General features: G+C 34.6%; 15 protein-coding genes. 10 read left to right on the top strand and 5 right to left on the bottom strand.

All coding sequences use genetic code 11. The features are described from left to right. Positions 1 to 3 precede the first annotated feature (3 nt). The 8 genes from BMS_RS06610 to BMS_RS06575 are packed head-to-tail and all read left to right on the top strand — an operon-like array spanning position 4 to position 9,074. Positions 4 to 1,440, top strand: a complete 1,437-nt coding sequence (locus BMS_RS06610; RefSeq protein WP_014244033.1) for a tetratricopeptide repeat protein — start codon at positions 4 to 6, stop codon at positions 1,438 to 1,440. A 2-nt stretch (positions 1,441 to 1,442) separates the two neighbouring features. Beyond that, positions 1,443 to 1,682 carry a hypothetical protein gene (locus tag BMS_RS06605; protein ID WP_014244032.1) on the top strand — a complete coding sequence of 80 codons (240 nt, stop codon included), beginning with the start codon at positions 1,443 to 1,445 and terminating at the stop codon, positions 1,680 to 1,682. 10 nt (positions 1,683 to 1,692) lie between these two features. Next, on the top strand, positions 1,693 to 2,394 hold the full coding sequence (locus BMS_RS06600; protein ID WP_014244031.1) for a MotA/TolQ/ExbB proton channel family protein: 702 nt from the start codon (positions 1,693 to 1,695) through the stop codon (positions 2,392 to 2,394). A 22-nt stretch (positions 2,395 to 2,416) separates the two neighbouring features. Beyond that, the gene (locus BMS_RS06595; protein ID WP_014244030.1) at positions 2,417 to 2,929 is read left to right on the top strand and encodes an ExbD/TolR family protein; all 513 of its coding nucleotides are present in this window, start codon (positions 2,417 to 2,419) and stop codon (positions 2,927 to 2,929) included. A 9-nt stretch (positions 2,930 to 2,938) separates the two neighbouring features. Continuing rightward, on the top strand, positions 2,939 to 3,466 hold the full coding sequence (locus tag BMS_RS06590; protein WP_014244029.1) for a biopolymer transporter ExbD: 528 nt from the start codon (positions 2,939 to 2,941) through the stop codon (positions 3,464 to 3,466). A 4-nt stretch (positions 3,467 to 3,470) separates the two neighbouring features. Then, positions 3,471 to 6,335 (top strand): tetratricopeptide repeat protein, encoded by a 2,865-nt coding sequence (locus BMS_RS06585; RefSeq protein WP_044557364.1) that lies wholly within the window; start codon positions 3,471 to 3,473, stop codon positions 6,333 to 6,335. After that, positions 6,335 to 7,219 carry a tetratricopeptide repeat protein gene (locus BMS_RS06580; protein ID WP_014244027.1) on the top strand — a complete coding sequence of 295 codons (885 nt, stop codon included), beginning with the start codon at positions 6,335 to 6,337 and terminating at the stop codon, positions 7,217 to 7,219. Before BMS_RS06585 ends, BMS_RS06580 begins: the two co-directional genes overlap by 1 nt. Then, positions 7,200 to 9,074, top strand: a complete 1,875-nt coding sequence (locus tag BMS_RS06575) for an FHA domain-containing protein (protein ID WP_014244026.1) — start codon at positions 7,200 to 7,202, stop codon at positions 9,072 to 9,074. Before BMS_RS06580 ends, BMS_RS06575 begins: the two co-directional genes overlap by 20 nt. 40 nt (positions 9,075 to 9,114) lie before the next feature. Here BMS_RS06575 and BMS_RS06570 read toward each other — a convergent pair whose 3' ends face one another. Then, on the bottom strand, positions 9,115 to 10,287 hold the full coding sequence (locus BMS_RS06570; RefSeq protein ID WP_044557363.1) for a DnaA/Hda family protein: 1,173 nt from the start codon (positions 10,285 to 10,287) through the stop codon (positions 9,115 to 9,117). Between the two features lie 220 nt (positions 10,288 to 10,507). Here BMS_RS06570 and BMS_RS17605 point away from each other — a divergent pair, with 220 nt between their 5' ends. Then, positions 10,508 to 10,648 (top strand): hypothetical protein, encoded by a 141-nt coding sequence (locus BMS_RS17605; protein WP_014244024.1) that lies wholly within the window; start codon positions 10,508 to 10,510, stop codon positions 10,646 to 10,648. A gap of 333 nt (positions 10,649 to 10,981) precedes the next feature. Next, positions 10,982 to 11,698 carry an NAD-dependent deacylase gene (locus BMS_RS06560; protein ID WP_014244022.1) on the top strand — a complete coding sequence of 239 codons (717 nt, stop codon included), beginning with the start codon at positions 10,982 to 10,984 and terminating at the stop codon, positions 11,696 to 11,698. On the opposite strand, the gene BMS_RS06555 is transcribed toward BMS_RS06560, so the two are convergent. From BMS_RS06555 to BMS_RS06540, 4 genes are read right to left on the bottom strand one after another with little or no spacing between them, the layout of a single operon-like run. After that, positions 11,691 to 12,290 carry a hypothetical protein gene (locus tag BMS_RS06555; RefSeq protein WP_014244021.1) on the bottom strand — a complete coding sequence of 200 codons (600 nt, stop codon included), beginning with the start codon at positions 12,288 to 12,290 and terminating at the stop codon, positions 11,691 to 11,693. The two genes, BMS_RS06560 and BMS_RS06555, sit on opposite strands and share 8 nt — an antisense overlap. 5 nt (positions 12,291 to 12,295) lie before the next feature. Then, entirely contained in the window at positions 12,296 to 14,209 is a 1,914-nt protein-coding gene (gene recQ, locus BMS_RS06550; protein WP_014244020.1) for a DNA helicase RecQ, read from the bottom strand. A 50-nt stretch (positions 14,210 to 14,259) separates the two neighbouring features. Then, the gene (locus tag BMS_RS06545; protein WP_014244019.1) at positions 14,260 to 14,808 is read right to left on the bottom strand and encodes a hypothetical protein; all 549 of its coding nucleotides are present in this window, start codon (positions 14,806 to 14,808) and stop codon (positions 14,260 to 14,262) included. A 21-nt stretch (positions 14,809 to 14,829) separates the two neighbouring features. Beyond that, positions 14,830 to 15,762, bottom strand: a complete 933-nt coding sequence (locus tag BMS_RS06540; protein ID WP_014244018.1) for a CBS domain-containing protein — start codon at positions 15,760 to 15,762, stop codon at positions 14,830 to 14,832. Position 15,763 lies beyond the last annotated feature (1 nt).

The following is a 15,763-nucleotide window of genomic DNA, read 5'->3' as shown; positions in this document are numbered from 1 at the left end:
AAAATGAAATTACTACTATCAATGGTTCTTTTATTTACTTTTTCAGCTAACGCCCATTTTGGTGTAGCAGAGAAAACATTCTTTTCGAATGAGAAAGGTAAGAACCTAAAAATATTTAATGAATTATTTAAGTCTAAGTACTACTTCTCTTCACTTGCGTTCGCTGCAGAACACATTATAGAGTCAGAGAAACTAGATAAGGATTTTGAAGAAAAGCTTGAGATTTTAATTTTAAAATCGGGATCAAATTCTCTTGCCGGTCTATCAAATAAAGACCTTATAAAGCACGATTCACCAACGCTACAATTAATCTATGCATTGAAAATGTTTAGACAAAAGAATTATAAGAATGCAGTTATTGTAGCAGAGAGAATCCCTCTAAATAACCGTTTTGCACCAGAGGCCTTATATACAGCTGGTACAGCAAGAGAAATTCTTGGTGATATCTCAAGATCTAAAGATAGATTTGAGAAATGTATTAAAGTCGCAAATGACTATAAGAAAAAATCAGATAAAGAGAAATTAAAGAGATACTTCACTGTATTAAGTGAATCATGCACAATGCATATTGCAAGACTTTACTACAAGCAAAAGCAATATGCTAAGGCCATACAAACTTATAATGAGATACCAAAAACATCTTATAGATGGCCATACACATTAATTGAGAAGGCTTGGGCAAATTATTACCTAGAAGACTTTAATAGATCACTTGGTCTAGTCGTTACTTATAGATCACCTCTACTCTCAAGTTATTTCTTTCCAGAGTCAGAGGTTCTTAATGCGTTAAACTACTATAGATTATGTCTTTACAATGACAGTTTAGCTACTATTGATCAATACTATAAAGTATTTAAGTCTAGAAGTGATGAGTTAAAGAAGATAGTCTTACCAAATAAAGACTCACATACCTACTTCATCAATCTAGTATTTAGCTCACTTAAGGAAACGCAAGAGCTAAACCCATATATTAGAAATCTTGTAACTCAAATCAGAAAGAAAGTTAAGTTTAGTGTCGACTTAGTGAGCTTTAAGAAAGCTAAGAATGAGCTGAAATACTTAAATAAGAGAAAGCAAAATCAATTTACAAAGTATTTAATTAAGCAAGTTGAGAGATCTATTAATTGGCGTACTCAACACTTAAATCATTACGTAAAAAAAGAGATGTTCACATTTATTAACGATATTCATAAATATAGTTATGAAATGTTTAATATCAAATTAGAAATTATGTCTAAGAAAAGAAGTCTCTTATATAGCAATAAAGAGCTTATCTCAAATAGAAGTCGTGGGAGCTTAGATAACGTAAAAATGACTATAGATGATGATTTCTGGAATTTTGAAGGTTCGTTCTGGGCCGATGAACTAGGAGATTACTCATACGGTCTAAAGTCTAATTGCACGACTGTAAACGTTAAGAAGAAAGTAAGTAAGAGGTAGAGATGAGAGTTTTAATAATCTTGCTATTAAGCTTTAGTACATATGCAAATGATAAGAATGTCATTGTCGAATATAAGAAATACGAAAGCTTTGACTTAGGAAATCTAGAGGTTAAAGGTCAACTCCTTGCCCCAGGTGATTTATCGGTTAAAGAAAGAGATAGAAAAGTATTTGAGCGAGCGCTCTATGAAAAATTCGACTTTAATGAAGAATCAATAAAAGACATAAGAAATTTAAGATAAGGGGTAGAAAATGGATAATCAAGTAGCACAGACTGTGACGGATCAATCATTCTTACAAACATTAGCTATTTTCATGGATGAAGGTGGGATATTCATGTGGATTATTCTTGCAACTTGGACATTTGGTATCGCAATAGCGCTAGAGAGAATTAAGTCACTCTTCAGTTATGATATCGACGGTAACTCACTAATGAATATGATTAAAAAACATGTTCTAAATAATGACGTAGAGAAGGCCATACAGAGCTGTTCTAACTCTAAGGCCATTTTACCAATGGTATTAAAGTCAGGTCTTAAAAGGGCCAATCAAGAAAAAGACCAAATCCAAGACGCCGTAGATTCAACGATACTAGAGGTTACACCAAAAGTAGATAAGCGTATGAGTTATTTAGGGCTTGTTGCTAACGTTTCTACTCTAATCGGTCTACTTGGAACAATCTACGGTCTAATTGAATCATTTGCAGCCGTTGCCAATGCTGACCCATCATCAAAAGCAAAGCTACTAGCTCTTGGTATTTCGAAAGCGATGAACACGACAGCATTTGGGCTTATTTCTGCTATCAGTATTATGGTTATTCATAATATTCTCTCTAATAAGAGTGAAAAGATCATAGCTGAAATTGAAGAATACTCACTTAAGCTTGTGGACCTTCTAGGAACAAAGAAAAGAAAAATGCCTCCATTGCCAAAGAGCACTAGCGAAGCAGCATAGAGATATTTTTTAGGGGTAGAAAATGAGAACAAGAAGAGAAAAGAAAGAAATTCCTAAATTGAATTTAATTCCGATACTAGATGCAGTATTTATATTCATCTTCTTTTTACTGATGAGTGCTCAATTTGTAGAGATCTATGAGATTGGAAGTGATGCACCTGCAATTGCAACAATTGATACTCAGAAAAGTGATGAAAAGCCACTCAATTTAACTCTGAAGATATCGAATAACGAAATAGAAATAAAGACTGGTGTTGAAGGAACAACTAAGTCAAAAATTACAAAATTAGGTGAAGAATTCGATCTCTCCAAACTTAAAAAGATCTTAATTGATATTAAATTAAAGAATATTGAAGAGAGATCTATCATTATTAGCCCTTCAAAGAGTGTAAATTACAAACAAATTGTAAAAATCATGGATTCAGTAACTGGTGTAGGAAGTGAATTCCCAGAGCTTTCAGCTAAATCGAAGAAGGGAAAACTTGTAAGAACAAAGACTTTATTTGATCAAATTATTTTTGAAACTGTTATATAAGGTGATTTTATGGCACTTAGAAATAAGAGACGTTCAGTTATAAAGAAGAGTAAAAAAGATCTAGATATAGATATTACATCTCTACTAGATATCTTAGTTATACTTCTAGTATTTCTATTAAAGAGTTATAACCCATCTGATCTAAAATTGGACTTAACTGATAATTTAGAACTACCAGATTCAATCTCTACCCTACACGGTAACCAATCTGTAACAATACAAGTTAATAAGAGTAGAGAGATCTTTATTGACAATAAGCAGGTAGGAAAAATTCCAAAGTCTAACTCTAATATAGCTTTTCTATCGAAGAAGCTAAAAGAATTAAAAGAGAAGGGAGATAAGGAGCTTAAAGAGTTTAAAAGTAGAAATCTCTCATCAGTTGATAAAGATCTAATCAAGAGTAAAGAGAGATCAAATAAACAAATTAATATTGTACTAGATCAATCTCTCTCATACGCAGATATGCAAAAAGTAATGCATGCAAGTGCAACAGCAGGATTTCCAAAGTTTAAATTTATTGTAAAGAGTGAGAATTAATATAATGAAATTTATTAGTTACTTCATATTCATAACTTTAATATCTTTAAACACTTATAGTGCTGAGAAGAAAGCTCTCTCTTTTGAAAAGAACAAGAGAAATCGCCTGGTGAAGATGATTCATGGTGAAATCAAAACAATTAAGAAGATAAGAAAAAGAGGACCAAATCTAGAATATAGACTACTTGAGCTATACTCTGAGAATTTAAAAATAATAAAAGAAGAAGAGAATAATAGGTTTTTAAAGAATAGAAACCCAAAGCTTAAGAAAAGACATTTCTTCAAGCAATCAGCATTATTAAATAAGAAGGTAGAGAAACTTGGTCTCTATATTACAAAGAGATGGCCTAACTATAGAAGTAATGGAGCAATCTATTATACACTTGCTCTCAATGAGAGAGATTTCAACAAGGGTAAAAAAACAGAGTACTACTTAAAGAAATCCCTTAGAGTAGCTCCTCACGCATCCCCTATTGTACACAGTATTAAAACGGCCCTAGCAGAACTATATTATAACGACAAAAAGTATAGCAGGGCCATCAAGTACTATATTGATGTAATTAAGAATGAAGGTGACGAGTGGTATGCAAAGCATCACTATAATCTTGCTTGGTGTTTATTGAAAGTTAAGAGATTGGCCCTAGGTCTTGAGCATATTCTTAAGGCCTATCAAATAAGTAAGAGTCCACGTTACGTAACTGTTGAATCTCAGGTCTTAGACGCCATTAGTATATTCTATATTCAGAATGATAAAATAAATGAAGGGGTAAAGTTCTACCTAGAAAATGTTGAAGAACCAGCAGAATATATTACAAAAATGGCCACTAGAGCTCAGACGACAAAGAAGTTTGAAGAAGTAAATGATATTCTAGTAAAAGGACTCGCCCAAGCAAAAGAAAGAAAGCAATTTAGCGAACAAATTATTTATTATAATTATAACCTAGAGTTCTATAGAACATTTAAGCAAGAAGAAATGCATTTAAGCTCAGCAAAAGAGCTTTCAAAAATATATGATCTTAAACATTTAAAAGATGAAGAACTAGAAGTTTCAATTTCATCAATTAAATCATACGTAGGTTATTTACAAATTAGACTCTCAAAAAGAGAACAATTCACAGCTGGTGCACTTAATGAGAGGAAATTAAATAATATCCTCACCTACTTTGAAATTCTGATCAATATAGATTCTACCAAGAAGAATGAATACCTCTTCTTCCAGGCCGAGACACTATACTCAGTGAGACTATTTGAAAGGGCCTATAAGAAGTACTCTACAGTCTTAGAATTAGTGAAAAAGGAAAAGAAAGAAAAATGGGATGACGCTTTCTCAAAGAAAGTCATAAACTCTCTCTTGGCCACATTAACGAAGTTAGAAGAGACTGGTCAATCTAACTATAAGTATAAAACTTATGTTTACAGTAACCATGTAAGTCTATGGCCTAAAGATAAGAAAAGTCAGCTAATCTATCCCAAGCTCTTCACAATCTACTTTAAAAAGAAGAAGTTAAAGCAAGCAATTAATGTTGTAAAGGCCTACAACTTCCACTTCCCACAGGATATAAAATCACAGAAAGGAATGTTTGCTAAGGTCTTTGATCATTATGTAAAAATGAAAGATGTTCAAGAAATCTCTCACTGGATAGGAGAATTCAATAAAGGTTTTCTATCTTTTGAGAAAGTCTATATTAAAAAAGCAGTCGTAATTTTAGCTGGTCTCCTCTTTAATGAAATTGATAAAACAATTGCATCAGGTGATTATGCAAAAGCTAAGCAAAGTTACTTAACAATACTTGAAAATGAAAAGTACCCTCTTAAGATTAAAATACAGACGTCTTTTAGACTTTCACTACTTGCCTTAAAACAAAATGATATTGCAACATCTTGGAAGTGGCTAAAGTATAGTTTATCAATTGACACTCAACAAGAGATCTTCAAAGAGATCACAACAATTGACAGAGTTATAACTGAGTATGCTCAAGCACAGGAATTTAAAAAAGCACTATCTCTAAGTTATACATCTTTAAATAAGTATTGTTCTAAAGAGTTTAAATCAAAGAATAGTATTTTTAAGAAGGCCTTAAATTATTCAATTATTGAGAATAATTATAAAGCAGTTAAAATACTTAATAAACTATCTACAAAGTGCTCAATTAATCTCGATATTATAAAGACTGATATTGAGAGATACGCTAGAGACTTCGCCACAGAGGGCGATTTAAAGAAGTTAAAATTTTATACAGCACTCTATCCTAACTTCATCAAGAAAGATCTTATCAACACTCTTGCCGAAAATAGATACTGGCAATATAGCGCAAAGAACGAATACAAGAATGCTAATGAGATGATTAATATTTTAAAAAGTAATCAATCAAATAAAGTTTATCAAATCATGTCATACAACTCATATATTCTACAGTACGAGAAAGTAGAATTTAAATTCAGTAATATTGAATTTAATGGGGATATATTTAACAAAGAGATTGAGTCAAATTTCGCACTAATAAAAAGAATAGTTCAACAAGGCTCTAAGATTCAAGACTTCAAACATCAAATCATGACTCCTAAAGTTAGCTATTTTATCTCTAAGAAGTATGAAGAATTCCTAGTAAGCATTAAGGCCTATAGACCAAAGGGATTTAACTCTGAAGAAATAAAAATGTTTATTGGAGGAATGGCCCCTCTCTACCATAAGATCAAAAAAGAGGTCGACTCTTATAAAGAGCAGACTAAGAATACAATTAAAGCGAATAATATTCTCTCTTATGACAATTATAATTTCTTAAATGAAAGAAATATAAGAACTGAAGTATTAATGAGATATCCAGCATCCCAATTAGTTATTTCATTAGATAACCAAGGTATGAAGTAATGAAGATACTTACAGTAATATCTCTACTACTATTAGCAAGTTGTGGATCTCATAAGATTGTGAGTAAGTTAGATAATAACGATGATGCATTCTCAAATGAATCATTCATGAGATTTGGACATACAAGGCTTACCCAGGTAAATGAGAATGACTTCTTAAAAAAAGAACTCTCAAATTGCTATCGTGGGAGCTTTTCGACGTCTCTTAAATCATTTCAAGATAAGCTTGGTGAGTATAAGACTAACGAAAAGTACTGGCTCTATATTGGTATTTGCTATCAATTATATGGAAGTCACTTAAAGGCCAACTTCTACTATGATTACGCCCTTTCTGGGTCTAAATACACTCAAGCCGCTATTTTGAATAATAAAGCTCTAGTAGCAATGAAGGCCAGAAACTTTGATGATGCTTTTCCACTTTTAGAAAAGTCTATTAAATTAGCTCCTACATCTAATGTACCAAAGTATAACTTGGCGCAGCTTTATATCAAGTTTAATCACTTAGAAAAAGCAAGGTCTCTTATCACTCCTCTAGTAAGAAAGAATCAAGGTGATGTTGACCTAATACTTTCCATGATGACCATCGAAATTGCTAGTAAAGACTATAAAAGAGCAAATTACTGGGCGGGAAAATTTAATTCTAAGCAATTAACTAGAGAAGATATCTCATTATATGTCGCCCTCCTTTATTATGAGCTTGGAAACTACGCAGAAGCAAAAGAAATTATCGGAAAACAAAGAGCGACAATTATTGATGAAATCGCTACAGCTTCAAGAGAATTAAATAAGAAAATTGATATTGAATTAGAAAGAATTAAGGAAGAAAAAGACAGCAAGGATGCAAATAATAAAAAAGGGGTAAATCGTGTTGCTGTCAAAAACTAAAGACTACAGCCGACTAAAGTTAACGGGACATAATCTTGAGTTCACATTGACCAAGAAAAAGCTCTTAGTTGGCTCAAGTGAGAAATGTGATATTCAAATTAAAGATAGTAGTATTTCGGCCTATCATGCCATTCTTATAATTAACCAAGATGGTGGTGCTAAAATTATCGATCTTGAAAGTAATAACGGAACATATATCAACTCAGAAAGAGTAGACTCAGGAATCTTATATCCTGGAGATAATATTCAATTCGCAAATGAGATTTTTAATCTAGATGAAGTAATTGATGAACTTCAAAGGAATGATACTGTCATTGAAGATGAGGATATGGATATTCATACAATCCAGGAGCTGGAGGATAGACATCCTACCCCGGTTTTACCTCCAGTTCCTGGCCTTGTAATTATTGATGGAGAATATTGTGACATCAAATTCGACGAAGAGAATTACTCTCACGCAAACGAATTAAATCTAGTAGAAAATATTGATCCAAAGAATTATGTAGAGGTAAATGAAACTAAAGAGTTTCTTCCTATAGCAAGAAAGAACGATGCTAAGGCAGTTCAAATAACTGTTCTATCTATGGGAGTTGCTCTTTCAATTGATTACTTCCCACTTAAGAATGGAGACATCAGAGTCTCTGCACACGACAGAAAGAAAGATACTTTTCAGCTACCAAGTTTTGATAGCGAAGAGAATATTCCATTTCTAAGCATAAGTGACAGCAATATTAAAATAAAAGAAATTGATGGACATAATTGCACTTCACTTCTTACAAATGAAGAAGTTTCAAATAATTATAGCCTAAAGAATGACGAAATAATCTCTTATACAAAGGGGACAACACAAGTCCTTATTAAGATCGCTGATGCTCCTCCTCACTTAAGAAGTACTCCATTCTTTGGAAGAGACAGAGATTTTCAAAAACAGACAGCAAAGGTCTTCTCTGTTGTTATGAGTTTGATGCTTCTACTTCTCTTTATAGATATTCCGACACAAGAGGAGGAGAAAAAAGTAGCAGTCATCTATAGACCAGCAGTAAAAGCTCCTGAAAAGAATAACTCTAAAACTTCAAGTGAAGTGAGCAAGACTGAAGTTGATACAGGAGTTAAGAAAGAGAAACAAAATGATAAGAAACCTCAATTTGCAAAGAAACAGGATACCCAAAAGAAACCTGTTCCAAAGCAAACTCCTAAGCCAGCACAAAAACAGGCAAAAGCTGCGGCAAAGTCTCAGAATGTAAAAAGTAAGAGACAGATGAAGTCCTTTAAATTCAAAATGAATAAATCAATGGCCTCATTCTTTGGAAGTACCGGTTCAAAATCTGCAAAAGTGGTTAAGAACTCAAACTCAAATGCTAATGCGATAGGAAGTTCTGCTAAGAGTGCAACAACATCTGATATAAAGGCAGCAAATAACAATGCCACAAGTGGTCTTGGTCAGGATTTCAGAGGAAGTTTTGACACATCATCAGGATCTAAAGGTCTTGCAAGTAAATCTGGAATTGATACGACTTATACAGATCAAAAAGCAGTTGTTCTTGGTTCAATGGACCCAGAATTACTTAGAAAGATTCTAAGAGAGTACTTGCCACAATTTAAGCACTGTTACCAGCAAGAGCTTGAGTATAGAAACGAGCACGCTAAAGGTGTAATGGATCTACACTTTAGAATCAACTCAGCAGGTAAAGCTCAAAGAGTAAGAATTAAAACAAAGGGTTCACAATTTTCTAATAAAGGAACTAATTGTATGACAGGTGTTCTTAAACTTATTCAATTCCCTAAGCCTAAGGGTGGCGGTGTAGTAGACGTTAAGCAACCACTTAACTTCTTATCTGAAAAATCAAAAATTTAAGATTAAATACATAATGGCCTCACGGATTGAGGCCTTTCTATTAAACCAACTCGTGAATATCTTTTCTAAATTTCTTATTATTTTGAATCTCGGCCATAACCTTATTCACACCATAAAGAACAGATGTATGATCTCTATTGAAGAGTCTTGCGATTCGAGAAAGAGATAGACCATTTCTATCTTTTAAAATGTACATACAAACATGTCTAGCAAAAGAAACTTCTTTCTTTCTATTCTTAGAAAATAAATCCTCGACATCTACTTTGTAGAATTCACATACTCTGCAGATAATCTTCTTTGAATTTATATTCTTATCTAAGACAGGTCCAAGAATCTTGAGCTCTTTTAGTGCAATTTTGATATCGACGTTACTACTAAAAGTTTCACTATAACTCTTGAGCTTTAAAAGAGCACTCTCAAGCCCATAGACATGATAGTGAAAGCAATCTACGAGCAAGTCACTCACATCTGGACTCAGTTGGTAATTATGAATTGTTGAGAGATTATCTAAAATCTTAGACGCCAAATCTCTATCAATTTTATTAATCTTCTCAACGAGAGCACCACCTACTCTATTGGCATACTTAGCATTGGCCATCTTCATATGCTTTGGAAGAATTGAGCCCGCTAAGAAAATTTGAACTCCACTTCTTTTAAGCAAATCAAAATTACGTGAAAAGCGGTCTTGTAAATCAATATCATAAGTAATTTCATCTAAGTCATCGACAAATACTGCAGCAATAGAATCTAAATTCTCGACTTGAGCATCGAAATTATAAATAAATTCTTTTCCGTGAAAGTAACAAATCTTTTTAGCTGTTTTTTCAAAGAGAGCGTTGGCGGTTGCGTAGAGTAAGTGACTCTTTCCCAATCCACTCAAAGAACATATATAGATGATTTGGTAATCAATATTCTTAGAATTAAGAGTAGACTCCATGACTTTATAGGCCCTTGAGTTTGACTCTCCACAGATGAAGTTCTTAAAGACTTTATTCCTATCCACATTAATTGGAAGTGAGAATTTACGATTTCTAGTAATGGCCTTTGGTCTCTTCGCACTACTAATACATGTAATATTTGAAGGTCTCGACACTGCAATATTCTGATTAGAAATATACGACAGCAAGTCGAGCTGAGATTCATCTTGCGCTCTATTTCTGACTAATTTCTTATTGATTGCTGTGGCCCTAGGGCTACCCTTCTTATTCTGCATAAACAAAAGTCTTCTATTCCAATAGGTCTGTATTTCTAAGGTTTATGATTCTAATCACTTATAAGCTATCGTCAATGAGTTTTTCAAAATGATTTTCAAATGGTGCGTTATGCCCTAGTGACATATTGCTTCATCTAAATCGTTGATATTTCTGAGGGACAATTGGCATATTATTAGCAATTAAATTGGGAAAAGAGGGCAAGATGCCCAGGAGGACGCCATGAAAGCAATAGGACTCATTTTACTTCTAACACTTACTTCTTGTACTACAAATAAAGCACTTAGAAATTCAAAGCTAGGTACACTTACTCCTAGCAGTGTTGCTTCTATAAATCTATCAGGCTTTCAAACATTGCGATAAGTGAAATAGAGAGCAAGACAATCGTGAGACAGAGCATAATGAGCCCGCGGATATTGAGCTTCATTCTCACTTTGAAAGTCACTAAGTAAATGAAAAATGCACACAAGAGCGCACTACTCCAATGAACTAATGTGGAGAAGTCTACAAGTGAGTGTTTCTTTAAGAATATTTGTATATGGATAGACAGTAACAGAGAGAAGATAAATGAAATAAACCTAAATTGAGTCGAATGCCTATACTTAATAAGCTTCTTCATTTTCTCCACTTCTAGATTCTTTTCAATCTCTTCCATTAGCTCTCGATAAGTAACAGTATCTTTGTTATTATTATACAATGATTATTCCTAATAATTTCAAAAATATTGTTATCCTAACAGGGGCCGGAATTTCAGCAGAGTCAGGGATTAAAACCTTTAGAGACTGCAATGGCCTATGGGAAAACCACGATATTATGGAAGTAGCTTCAATCCAAGGTTTTAGAAATAATCCAAAACTAGTCTACGATTTCTATAATGCTAGAAAAGCTCAACTTCAATCCTCAGAAGTATCTCCCAATGCTGCTCATCACGCCCTTGCCCAATTAGAGAGTAAGTTTAAGGGCAATGTCACTATCATTACTCAAAACGTTGATGACCTCCACGAGCGCTCTGGATCACACAATATAATCCACATGCATGGAGAGCTTTTAAAGGCTCGCTGTCAGAAATCGCAAAAAGTTTTTACTATTAAGACGAATATTAATGAGAGCAGTATTTGTTCCTGCTGTAGAGAGGCCGGTAATTTACGACCACATATAGTTTGGTTTGGGGAAACTCCTCTCATGCTTGATGAGATAGAACTTGAACTCAGCAAATGTGACCTCTTTCTCTCAATTGGGACATCGGGTGAAGTTTATCCTGCGGCCTCATTTATTAATTATGTAAAAGAGTTGGGCGCAATGACAATCGAGCAAAACCTACAACCAACCAAGCAGGCTAGACTCTTTGATATTCAAATCACAGGCGAGGCCACCAAAGAAGTTCCACGCCTCGTTGAAAGACTTCTTAGTTAACATCACCCCAGTAATATCCTATTCGAAAGATAAAAGTATATTGTTCAAAGGCAGTCTTATAATACCTTGGGCCCATCATTAGAAATACTCTTTCAGTTAGAAAGGCATTATAGGCCAAATCAAACTTACGAACCTCTCGTGTTCTAATTGTTTTCAGGTCGTGATTATCCTCCATACTATAGATTCCGCCACCAAAGCCAGCAGTGAAGACAAATTGTCCTATAGGAGTAAAGAACTCGACTTTGACATTTCCTAGTGCAGAAAGTCTTCTATACTTAAGCTCAGTGGCAGGACGAACTGTATTAGGTGAAATAGTCGCCGCCCCGGCCTGGAAGTTGAATCGGTCAAAGTGAATACTTGGAGAGAGTTTAACAAGATAGTCCCACCTCCTATAAAAGCTTGGATGTTCCAATTGCCTAACCGATGCAGAGATATTCCCCAACTTCTTCTTTAGCTCATATTTATTGCCCTCAAGACCAGCATCAATATCTGAATACTTTAAATGAACAGTCCCAGCATTAAAAACTGAACAAGAACAATTTATAATAACTACAAAAATGAATAGGATGATTTTGAGGCTTTTCTTTGTCACGTTACTTAAATTAGGTCCATAAATTTCTTACTATATTTTTTTAATTTTGCTTTTCCTACGCCGTGAATTTTTGAAAACTCTGCTTGTGTTTGTGGGCGATATTTTACAATTTCAATTAGCGTCGTATCGTGAAAGACTTTATAAGCAGGAATCTTTCTCTTACTAGCAATTGAACTTCTTAGTGCTCGAAGTTTATTAAAGAGAGATCTCTGTTCACCATCTAATTGATAATTCTCTTCCCTTGGATAGCTTACAACCTTGGGGCTTCTCTTTCTTACTTGCTTTTTCTTCTTTGGTGCTCTTTTCTTAGTAAGCGTTGGCATTTTCCTAGAAGTATCTAAGCGCATATAGATTCTGTCTTTACCATCTAAGACCTTAAGACTCTTTTCTGTTAGAGCAATTCGGGCTCCCTCAGCAAATTTAACTTGAATGAGTCCACAGGTAAGAGCAACTCTGTGAATCTCTCTCCACTTTGAACTATCTATCCCCTGCCCCTGAGCGTAAAGAGGCAAGCTGGTATATTCATGAAAACGAAAGGATTCGTCTCCTGTTAAAAAAGAAATAACTGTCTCATAACTCATTTTCTGATTTAACTTATAAATGGCCGTCAAATAGAGCAGTATTTCATCTGTGACATCTTGTAATTCACGCCCCTCCAAAGAGCCTTGGCAAACGTCACAATTTCCACAGTACTCAGGAGAATCTTCATCTAGAAAACTCAGAATAACTTCTCTCCTACACCTTGTTGTTTCACAAAGTCCGAGCATAAGTTCAATATGATGTTCTTCAACCTTTCTTTGCGTTCTGTCTCTTGTTCCTTTTCGAATTAAATGCTTAAGTACCGCACTATCTCTTCTGGAATATAGCATCCATGCCTGAGCAGCAAGGCCATCTCTAGCTGCACGCCCCGTCTCCTGATAGTAAGACTCTATACTTTTTGGCATATCCATATGACCAACAAATCGGACATCTGGCTTATCGATGCCCATACCAAATGCAATTGTTGCAACAACAATCACACCCTCTCCCTGAAGGAAGTGTTGCTGAACTTTCTTTCTCTTTGTAGAAGACATTCCTGCGTGATAAGGATAAGCAATAAAGCCATTCTCAACTAAGAAGGCCGCAGTTTGCTCAACTTTCTTTCGAGAAAGACAATAAATAATTCCCGAGTCATCAATATCGAATCTTTCCAAGAAGTTTAATAATTGTGTTTCAGGGTCTTCATTTTTAAGCTCTATTTCATAAGATATATTTGGACGATCAAAACTGCTCAAGAAGACTCTTGCATTCTTTAAAGAGAGTTCATTAGCAATAATCTTTCGCGACTCCATATCCGCAGTTGCAGTCAGAGCAATTCTCGGAACATTTGGAAATTTATTGCTTAATATATTTAGGTTCATATACTCTGGCCTAAAGTCAGGACCCCAGCGAGATACACAGTGGGCCTCATCAATGGCAATGACTGAAACATCAATTGATGAGAGCATATTTAGAGTATAGGGCTGTAGTAATCTCTCTGGAGCAAGATAGAGAAGTTCAACCTGTCCTTGCCTGAGCTTAGCTTCAATCTCATTGGACTCCTCTCTAGATAAGGAGCTATTTAAGTAATAGGCCTCAACACCCATTTCATTTAAAGTAGAAACTTGATCTTCCATTAGAGAGATAAGAGGTGATATGACAATCCCCACTCCCTTTCTTACGATTGCAGGAATTTGATAGCACAGAGATTTCCCACCGCCAGTAGGCATGAGTACCAGGGCATCTCTTCCCTCTAGAACCTCAGTAACAATTTTCTCTTGTTGGTCTCTAAAGTCGTGATGTCCAAACACTGTGCGCAACACTTCCCTCGCGCTCTCTTTGTAGTCATCAGCATCGAAGAAGGAGAAGCTTAAATTTTCAAAAAGATGGTCTTGCTCCATTCATACATCTTAACACGTATAATTATTGATGATCTAGCAATTGATTGGATTTATGAAGCCAATTTCTGAGAAGGCATTGTAAGGATATGTAAGATTGCTGTCTCTAGTAGTGCATTTGCTTCTCTGAGCTCTTCTCTGTCTACAAATAATTTTAAATCATCTCTTTGAACTGAGTGAGTTGTCCCTACACTGGCACTAAGCCAAGTGTGCTCATCTTCGCCAGTTGTGAGAATAAAGTAATCCTTATCTAGAGTTATAGTTGCACTGAAGCTAAATTTCTTCCACTCAGAGCAATCGAGCAATAGCTGAAAGTCTTCATCATCAGTATCTACAAAGAATTCGTTCCAAATCTCTATTTCTAAGTCTTCGTACTTACTTTTATTACTTTTGTAGTTTTTCCAAAAGAAGAGATGAAATAAGACAATTGAACTGGACCAAACTTGCCAAACAATTTCAGATTTATCAGTCATAGTTAGAAATGATCCCAGCGAGAGAACGACTAAAACCTGCATGAATCTGGCAAAAGGAGGAAGCTTAGCAAGAGCACTGACAAGTAGAAAGGCATATGTTAAATGAAAAAAAACTTGATCGATATTCATATGGCCCATTCGTTATAAGGACTAACTAATTTTAGAGCAAATAAATCTCAAGATCTCAAGTATAGACACTGTAGAAATTGGATAACCTACCTGATTACATATTATCACATTTCTGTAGTTAAATTTAGCCATGTTCTTTATTGCCACGGCCAAAACGTCTTGCTCAAGTAATTTATGGGGTGCTGGAGTCATAATTTCACTAACTTTTACACTTTGAAAGTCTAAATCCAAATATGCCTTATTAAGAAAGTCCCTTGCCGTTATAACTCCCTTTAACTCGGTTTCATATTCCATTACGACTAAGGTAGATGTCGCTCCATTTCTCATCAGTGTGAGTGCATCACTTAAATTATCAGAAACATCGCAATAGATGGATTCATTAAACATTACTTTTCGAAGTGGTGTCTCAAACACATGAGCTGTTAGCTCAGGTTCATCATTGCTCAATTCATCAAAGTGAGTTCTCATCTGAAGATAGACTCCATCTTTAGACCACTTCACTTTCTCATCAAAGTTCTCTAAATCATTTTTGAATCTAGATTTTGTGAAACTCAAAAGATCCTTTAATAGAACGACTTTTATTTTTCCCCCACTTCTAATCAGAAGATGCTTTAAATCTTTTTCGCCCATATGGATGATTGCATCTAAGATAGTTGCACTATCTTCGAGAATAGAGGGAGATTTTTTCATTATACTTTCAAGTTGAATCCCTTCAATACTAGATGGGTCACTGTAAGGGAGCTTTAAGAAATCATCCTCTGTAACAATTCCCTCAACATCTTTTTCTCCTACAGCAATTACACTTACTCTAGATTTTCTTACGATAGAAATAGCTTCAATAACAGAGGTTGATTTAGGGAGAAGTTCTAGCTCAGGAAATTGAAATTCTTGCAGAGAAGCTGAAAACTCCTCTGCATGAATAACTCGATAATGTTCATCGTTCTTATCTAGCATA

Source organism: Halobacteriovorax marinus SJ, from assembly GCF_000210915.2.
Lineage (GTDB): Bacteria > Bdellovibrionota > Bacteriovoracia > Bacteriovoracales > Bacteriovoracaceae > Halobacteriovorax > Halobacteriovorax marinus.
Note: the sequence above shows the minus strand (reverse complement) of the source record. Positions and strands in the feature narration are given on the sequence as shown.